This window comes from Erwinia sp. MYb416, assembly GCF_037479575.1.
Lineage (GTDB): Bacteria > Pseudomonadota > Gammaproteobacteria > Enterobacterales > Enterobacteriaceae > Erwinia > Erwinia rhapontici.
The window spans coordinates 1-641 of record NZ_JBBGYT010000165.1; the positions used below are offsets into that span (position 1 = coordinate 1).

Here is a 641-nt window from a genome sequence, read left to right on the forward strand (position 1 = left end):
AGGGTCAGGGGGTATTTATGCCTTCAACGATATTGCGCAGTACCGCCGGTCTAGCCCTGGCGGTCTGTCTGCATCATCGGCTTAGTGCCAAATTTCTGTAAATCGCGATACAGGCTGACCATATAGAGCAGAATTACCGCAGAGAAGGGTAAACCACATATCACAACAGCGGTCTGCATCGCACTGAAGCTGCCCGCATATAACAGGCCTGCACAGACTAACGTCGTGACGGAGGCCCAGAAAATACGCAGCCATGCCGGTGCATCATCGTCATTGGTTCCCCCCTGGCTGGAGAGATTCGCAATCATCAGCGTGCCTGAATCGACAGGTGTCAGGAACAGGACAAAGCTGATGACAATCGTGAAGCCGGCGGTGATTTTAGTGAACGGGAGGTATTCGAAAAGTTTGAAAACGGCCATAGGTGGGTCTTTCAACGCAACCTGACCCAGAATTTTATCCGCATGCTCAAGTACAAGGCTGATCGCGGTATTGCCGAAAATAGACAGCCAGGCGAGGGTGAAGCCTAACGGGATCAGCATGACACCCAGGATAAGCTCACGGATGGTTCTTCCCTTCGAAATCCGGGCAATAAACAAGCCGACAAACGGTGCCCAGGCAACCCACCACGCCCAGTAGAAAAG

Annotated in this window: 1 protein-coding gene; it reads right to left on the reverse strand. The window is 52.4% G+C overall.

Annotated features, from left to right (window positions below):
- Positions 1-50 precede the first annotated feature (50 nt).
- On the reverse strand, positions 51-641 hold a 591-nt coding region (locus WH277_RS01590), incomplete at its 5' end, for a BCCT family transporter (protein WP_339503986.1).